We start from the raw sequence: 6,610 nt of genomic DNA, 5'->3' as shown, positions 1-6,610 counted from the left end.
ACGAGCGGGGGCTCCTGTCGTTTCCGTGCCCCTGGATTGGGTCATAGTGTCTGACGTCGCCAATACATCGGCGTTGCCTTGGCCGTCAATAGTCATTGGGGACGTTCTTAAACGACTACCCAACGGCTATTGAGCACATGGCTCGCATGGCAGCCGTCTCTTTTATGTTTCCTTTAGCCGTTGCTGCCTAGGATGGGGGTTAGTCGGTAGGAAGGGAGCGTCTATATGGACGACGCGAGCGAGCGTGCAATCGAAGAGGACATGCTCGATCAGTTCAATTACTTTGACGATGAGGATGAGGAGCTAATCGATCGTCGCGAGCCGGCATCGCTTGACTCATTTGATCTGGTCGATGAAGAGACTGATGAGGTTGAGGACGAATCAACGGAGTCCCCACAGTCTTCGCGCCTTGACTCGCTGCTTTCGAGAGCCCCCATGCACCACGGTGTTCGTGCCGGCGCACTCCATATGAAAACTGACTGGCACCAGATCGTGACGGCAGGCGATGAGCTTGCCGTCGATGCGCCGCTCACCGATAAGTCATCCATCATCTGCCGCACCGGTATGCTTATGCTCGCGAGCGGAACGGGTGCCTGGCGTGTACGCGATACCATGAATCGTGTTGCTGCCGTACTCGGCGTCACGATTCACGTCGACCTGAGTCTTCTGTCGTTTGAGTGCACTTGCATCGAAGATGGCCACTGCTTTAACGAGGTTGTCAGCCTGCCCACAACGGGAGTCAATACCCATCGCATTTGGATGATGGAGAGCTTCCTAAAGGAAATCGAGACGTATGGGCGCCGGTTTACCGTGCACGAATACCACGAGATGCTCAAGACCGTTGAGAGTTCAAAACCCGATTACTCTCCCCGGCAACAGGGCCTTGCGGCAGCTTGTGCTTGCGGCGCCTTCGTCTTTTTGCTCGGCGGCGGCCCTATCGAGATGGCCTGCGCATTCGTAGGCGCTGGTGTTGGCAACTTTGCTCGCTCTCATATTCTCAAGCAGGGTCTTGGCCAGTTTAGCGCGCTGACGATTGGCGTTGCGCTCGCTTGCGTTTCGTATCTGCTGGCATTGCTCGGCCTTGGCCAGGTCGTACCGGGGGCAATGTCGCACCAAGAAGGCTATATCGGCGCCATGCTCTTTGTGATTCCCGGCTTTCCCCTCATTACGGCAGGCCTCGACATCGCTAAGCTCGATATGCGAAGCGGCATTGAGCGTCTTTCGTATGCCGTGTCGATTATTGTGATGGCGACCCTTGTGGGCTGGATGGTTGCCGAGTGTGTGGGGCTGGCACCGGATGATTTTGCCCCGCTCGGCCTTTCGCCGCTTGCCCTTACGCTCCTGCGCGTGGTGATGAGCTTTGTTGGCGTATTCGGCTTCTCGGTGATGTTCAACAGCCCGGTAAAGATGGCCGCGGCAGCTGGGCTGATCGGCGCCGTGTCCAATACCTTGCGCCTTACGCTCGTCGATGCGCCGACGCTGTTTCCCTTTCTGGGCCTGAGCGTAGGTATGCCTCCCGAGGCGGCAGCGTTTATCGGCGCGCTGGTATCGGGGCTGCTCGCGAGCTTAGCCGAAATCAAGCTCACCTACCCACGTATCGCCCTCACGGTGCCATCGATTGTCATTATGGTGCCGGGCTTGTATCTGTATCGCTCGATGTATTACATGTGCACCTTCGACACGGTCAATATGCTCGGCTGGTTTGTGCGTGCAGTGCTCATTGTGGCGTTTCTGCCCGTTGGCCTGGGCGTGGCGAGAACCCTCACCGACTCTCGCTGGCGCCACACCAGCTAATTGGTGCAAATGAAACTGATCCGCAAAACATGAACGTGGATAATCTCCCGTTTTTGGCCTGTTTACGGGCTCAAAACGGGAGATTATCCACGCTCGTGGAATGGGTGTCCGAAAATCCACGCTCGTTGGGCCGATGCAGACGCACCTGGCAATTCCTTTTTTGTAGACGTTGTCGAGCGGCTACGGGCAGGAAAGGTCCCAACGGTTAACATATACTCCATATGGGTAAAGAGACCAAAGCGCTGCCGCGGGGTGGCGCTTTGCGTTTGAAAAACTAGCTCGTCTAAGAGGAACTAGCATGTTAGACCGTTTTACCGATCGCGCGCGCAAGGTCATGTCCATGGCCAAGCAAGAGGCGCTCGATCTACATTCAAATAAGGTGGGTACCGAGCACCTGCTGCTCGCACTCGCCAAGGAGGACGAGGGCATCGCTGCCGAGGCGCTGCGCTCGCTCGATATCTCCTACGACGATATCATGGACACCCTCAAGGAGGTCCAGACCACGGTGCCCGAGCCCAGCGAGGAGACCGAGGCGGCCAAGCTCGCCTTTACGCCGCTCGTCATTAGCGTGATGGAGCGTTCATTCCGCGTGGCGCGTGAAAACAACCAGACCTACGTGTCGACCGAGCACTTGCTGATCGGCATCGTCGAAGAGGGCAACGGCATGGCCATGGACATCCTCATGCGCCTGGGTGTGTCGTCCGCCTCCATCAAAAAGGCTATCGAGAAACTCACCGCCAAGGACCAGGATAAGAAGCGCCCGCTCGCTGGCGCCGGTGCTGGTCGTCCCGGTACGGGCCTGCCGTTCTTTAGCGGCTCGGATGCCTCCCAGCAAAAGGGGAGCGGCACCGATACGCTTAAGCAGTTCGCGACCAACCTTACGCAGAAGGCGCGCGACGGCGAACTCGATCCGGTGATCGGCCGCGAAAAGGAAGTCCAGCGCATGATGGAGATCCTTTCGCGCCGCACCAAGAACAATCCGCTTATCCTGGGCGATCCCGGCGTGGGCAAGACGGCTATCGTCGAGGGCCTGGCGCAGCAGATTGCTGCTGGCAACGTGCCCGAGAACCTCATGAACCAGAATATCTGGACGCTCGACCTGCCGGGTCTTGTCGCGGGCGCCAAGTATCGCGGTGAGTTTGAGGAGCGCCTCAAGAACGTGATCCAAGAGGCCACCGAGGCCGACGACGTCATCTTGTTTATCGATGAGATGCACACCATCATCGGTGCCGGTTCTGCCGAGGGCTCCATCGACGCGAGCTCCATGCTCAAGCCCGTGCTCGCGCGCGGTGCCTTCCAGATTATCGGCGCCACCACGGCCGAGGAATTCCGCAAGTACCTCACCAAGGACCCGGCCTTCGAGCGTCGCTTCCAGACCATCGATGTCGAGGAGCCGAGCGTCGAGGACACGGTCAAGATCCTGACCGCGCTCAAGCCGCGCTACGAGGAGCACCACCATGTGCGCTATACGCAGGGTGCTATCGAGGCCGCCGCGAACCTTTCCAACCGCTACATTCAGGATCGCTTCCTGCCCGATAAGGCCATCGACCTCATTGACGAGGCCGGTGCCCGCGCCCGCATCGCCGCCAACCGCGCGCCCGAGCCGGTGCGCGAGGCCGAGCATCGCATAGAGGAGCTCAAGGCCGCCGCGCAGGAGGCCACCGAGAGCGACGACATGAACAAGGCCGCCGAGATCACCGAGCAGCAGAAGGCTGCCGAGATTGAACTCGCCGAGGCCAAGGCTGCCTGGACCGCCGAGCTCGACGCCAGCCCGCTCACCATCGATGTCTCCCAGATCGCCGATATCGTGTCCGTGACCTCGGGCGTGCCGGTGTCCTCGCTTACCGAGAGCGAGAGCCGGCGCCTGCTGCAGGCCGAAAGCGTGCTCAAGACACGTATCATCGGTCAGGATGAGGCTGTCGAGGCAGTTGCCAAGGCCGTGCGCCGCAGCCGCTCGCCGCTCAAGGATCCGCGTCGCCCCGGCGGCAGCTTTATCTTCCTGGGTCCCACCGGCACGGGCAAGACCGAGCTCGCCAAGACGCTCGCCGAGTACCTCTTTGGCAGCAAGGACGCACTCATCAGCTTCGACATGTCCGAGTTCGGTAGCGAGTTCGAGGTCTCCAAGCTCATCGGTAGCCCTCCGGGTTACGTCGGTCACGACGAGGGCGGCCAGCTCACCAAGGCCGTTCGTCGCCACCCGTACTCGGTCGTGCTGTTCGACGAGATCGAGAAGGCGCACCCCGATATCTTCAACATCCTGCTGCAGGTGCTGGAGGAGGGTCGTCTGACCGATAGCCAGGGCAAGACGGTCGACTTCCGCAACACCGTGATCATCATGACATCCAACGTGGGCGCCCGCGAGATTGCGCAGGATGCAAGCGTTGGCTTTGGCACCACCGGCGAGCGGGGCCTCACCTCGAGTGAGATCCGCGGCCGCGCCATGGGCGAGCTCAAGCGCCTGTTCCGCCCCGAGCTGCTCAACCGCATCGACGACATCGTGGTGTTCCAGAAGCTCTCGGGCGAGAATCTCACCAAGATCGCGCACCTGCTGGTGGACGACCTGCGTCAGCGTTTGATTGCCAACGGCATGAACATCAAGCTCACCGATGCGGCCTATGACAAGATCGTGGCCGAGGGCACTGACCTCACCAACGGTGCGCGTCCGCTGCGCCGTGCTATTCAAAAGCTCATCGAGGACCCGCTGTCCGAGGAGCTGCTGGCCGGCGAGTGGGGCGAGGGCGATACCGTCCTGTGCGACGTGGCCGATGGCAAGTTCGTCTTTAGCCACGGCACGGGCGAGATTCCGGCGCCGCGTCCGGCAGGTACGCTCGGTGGCGATACCGCCCCGGCGGCACCGCACACCGGCAACGCCGCGCCCGTGAGCGGCGGCGTGACCTCGGGCCCCGGCGGCATGATGCAAGCCGGTTCCGGCGCGCTGTAGGGCGTAACAAAACCTTGTGTCCACGAGGGCGTTCCAAAGGAGCGCCCTTTTTCTGTTGGAAAGCCCCCTTCGTTCAAAGTAGGGCTCATTAAACATATCAATGGCGTATGCATAAACGTTGATCAAGCGTTGAGGTTGGTTGAAGGGTCCAACGTCCCTTCGGCGCGGCCCGTCTAACCTGCTTTATCTTAATAAAGTGGCGTCTTCCCGCCGTTAGCCGATGATGCGAGGGCGCTCGGCGTTTTCGACTGGTTTATGCACGCAAAGTCTGGGAATATACAAGTCGCATGTCTTACTGTCTAACCAGTTGCGCCAAGGAGGCACCATGGATTACAAGATCACCGGCTACGAGCCCGCCCAGCTGTTCCATTTCTTTGAGGAGGTCAGCGCGATCCCCCGTGGGTCTGGCAACGAGAAGGGCATCAGCGATTTCCTGGTTGCGTTTGCCAAGGAGCGCGGCCTCGACGTGTACCAGGACGAGGTCTACAACGTCATCATTCGCAAGCCTGCATCTGCCGGTGCCGAGAATGCCCCGACCGTGATGCTGCAGGGCCACATCGATATGGTGTGCGACAAGTTGGGCTCTGTTGAGCACGACTTTACGACCGACGGTATCGACCTGGTCGTCAAGGACGGCGTCCTCACCGCTAACGGCACCACCCTGGGCGCCGACAACGGCATTGCTGTCGCTCTGATGCTTACCGTGCTCAACGACGATTCGATTGCTCATCCGGCCCTCGAGTGCGTATTCACCACCGACGAGGAGACTGGTCTGGTTGGCGCTGAGACGCTCGACAAGTCCCAGATCAGCGCCCGCACCATGATCAACCTCGATTCCGAGGAGGAGGGCGTGGCCACCGTCAGCTGCGCTGGCGGCGTCGTCGTTACCTACACCTGCCCGATCGTGCGCGAGCACAAGACCGGCAGCACCCTTACGCTCGACATTTCCGGCCTGCTGGGCGGTCACTCCGGCTCCGACATCAACCTGGAGCGCGGCAACGGCAACCTCATCATGGCCCGCATCATCGACCGCCTGATGGTCGCCGGCGAGCCCGCCATCGTCAGCTTTAACGGCGGCACTAAGGACAACGCCATCAACCGTGAGTGCAAGGCCGAGCTGGTTTACGTCGACCACGCTGCCGCCGAGGCAGCGGCCGAGATCGCAAAGGGCATCATCGCCGACGTCACTGCCGAGCTTGAGGTCTTCGACCCCGGCTTTACCTGCACCGTCGAGATTGCCGATAACGCCGAGGTCGAGGCTATGGACGAGAAGTCCGCACTTGCCCTCATTCGCGCTCTGCGTCTTGCCCCCAATGGTGTGATTCGCCGCAACGTCGCCACCGACGGCTCCGTCGAGGTTTCCTCCAACATCGGCGTGGTTGCCACCTCTGACGACCAGGTCAAGATCATGCTGTCCCCGCGCTCCTCGATCACCTCGCTACAGAACGAGTTCAAGGACCGCCTGCAGACGCTGGCCGATGTCTTGGGCTTCGACGCCAAGTTTGAGTTCGAGTATCCCGGCTGGAGCTATGCCGAGCATTCGCCGGTCCGCGACATCTTTGTCGAGAGCTATCGCGAGCTCTTTGGCTCCGAGCTGCGCATCGAGTCCATTCACGCCGGCCTTGAGTGCGGCCTGTTTGCCGAGGCCCTGCACGGCCTGGACGCCATCGCCGTGGGCCCGACGCTCTCCGATGTTCACACCCCGGACGAGAGCATGGAGCTCGCTTCTGCCGAGCGCTTCTACGAGCTGCTCATCGACGTCCTCAAGCGCCTCGCTGCGTAAAGGTCACGCTGGCAGCAGTCCGAGCCACGTGCTAGCGGATTGCAGATGACATTATGAGAGGGGGCACCCGAGCTTTTGCGATGGGTGCCCCC

At 60.6% G+C, this 6,610-nt stretch carries 3 protein-coding genes; all 3 read left to right on the top strand.

Features of this window, described 5'->3' with window-relative positions:
* The first annotated feature begins 225 nt into the window (after positions 1–225).
* The 3 genes from DW645_RS01665 to DW645_RS01655 all read left to right on the top strand — a co-directional run bounded on the left by DW645_RS01665 (position 226) and on the right by DW645_RS01655 (position 6,518).
* Positions 226–1,794: a threonine/serine exporter ThrE family protein gene (locus DW645_RS01665; protein ID WP_199576410.1), complete on the top strand. Its 1,569-nt coding sequence runs from the start codon at positions 226–228 to the stop codon at positions 1,792–1,794.
* A 298-nt stretch (positions 1,795–2,092) separates the two neighbouring features.
* On the top strand, positions 2,093–4,735 hold the full coding sequence (locus DW645_RS01660; protein WP_118225941.1) for an ATP-dependent Clp protease ATP-binding subunit: 2,643 nt from the start codon (positions 2,093–2,095) through the stop codon (positions 4,733–4,735).
* Between the two features lie 325 nt (positions 4,736–5,060).
* Positions 5,061–6,518, top strand: a complete 1,458-nt coding sequence (locus DW645_RS01655; protein ID WP_118225940.1) for an aminoacyl-histidine dipeptidase — start codon at positions 5,061–5,063, stop codon at positions 6,516–6,518.
* The last annotated feature ends 92 nt before the right edge of the window (positions 6,519–6,610 follow it).

The sequence above is a fragment of the Collinsella sp. AM23-17 genome (genome assembly GCF_003470945.1).
In the GTDB taxonomy this organism is placed as follows: Bacteria; Actinomycetota; Coriobacteriia; order Coriobacteriales; family Coriobacteriaceae; genus Collinsella; species Collinsella aerofaciens_O.
The sequence above is the reverse complement of the archived record's forward strand: the minus strand, read 5'-3'. Positions and strand labels throughout refer to the sequence as shown.

Excerpts from the sequence above, each read along its gene's own strand:
- DW645_RS01665 (WP_199576410.1), top strand. The coding sequence starts at position 226 with ATGGACGACGCGAGCGAGCGTGCAATCGAAGAGGACATGCTCGATCAG.
- DW645_RS01660 (WP_118225941.1), top strand. The coding sequence starts at position 2,093 with ATGTTAGACCGTTTTACCGATCGCGCGCGCAAGGTCATGTCCATGGCC.
- DW645_RS01655 (WP_118225940.1), top strand. The coding sequence starts at position 5,061 with ATGGATTACAAGATCACCGGCTACGAGCCCGCCCAGCTGTTCCATTTC.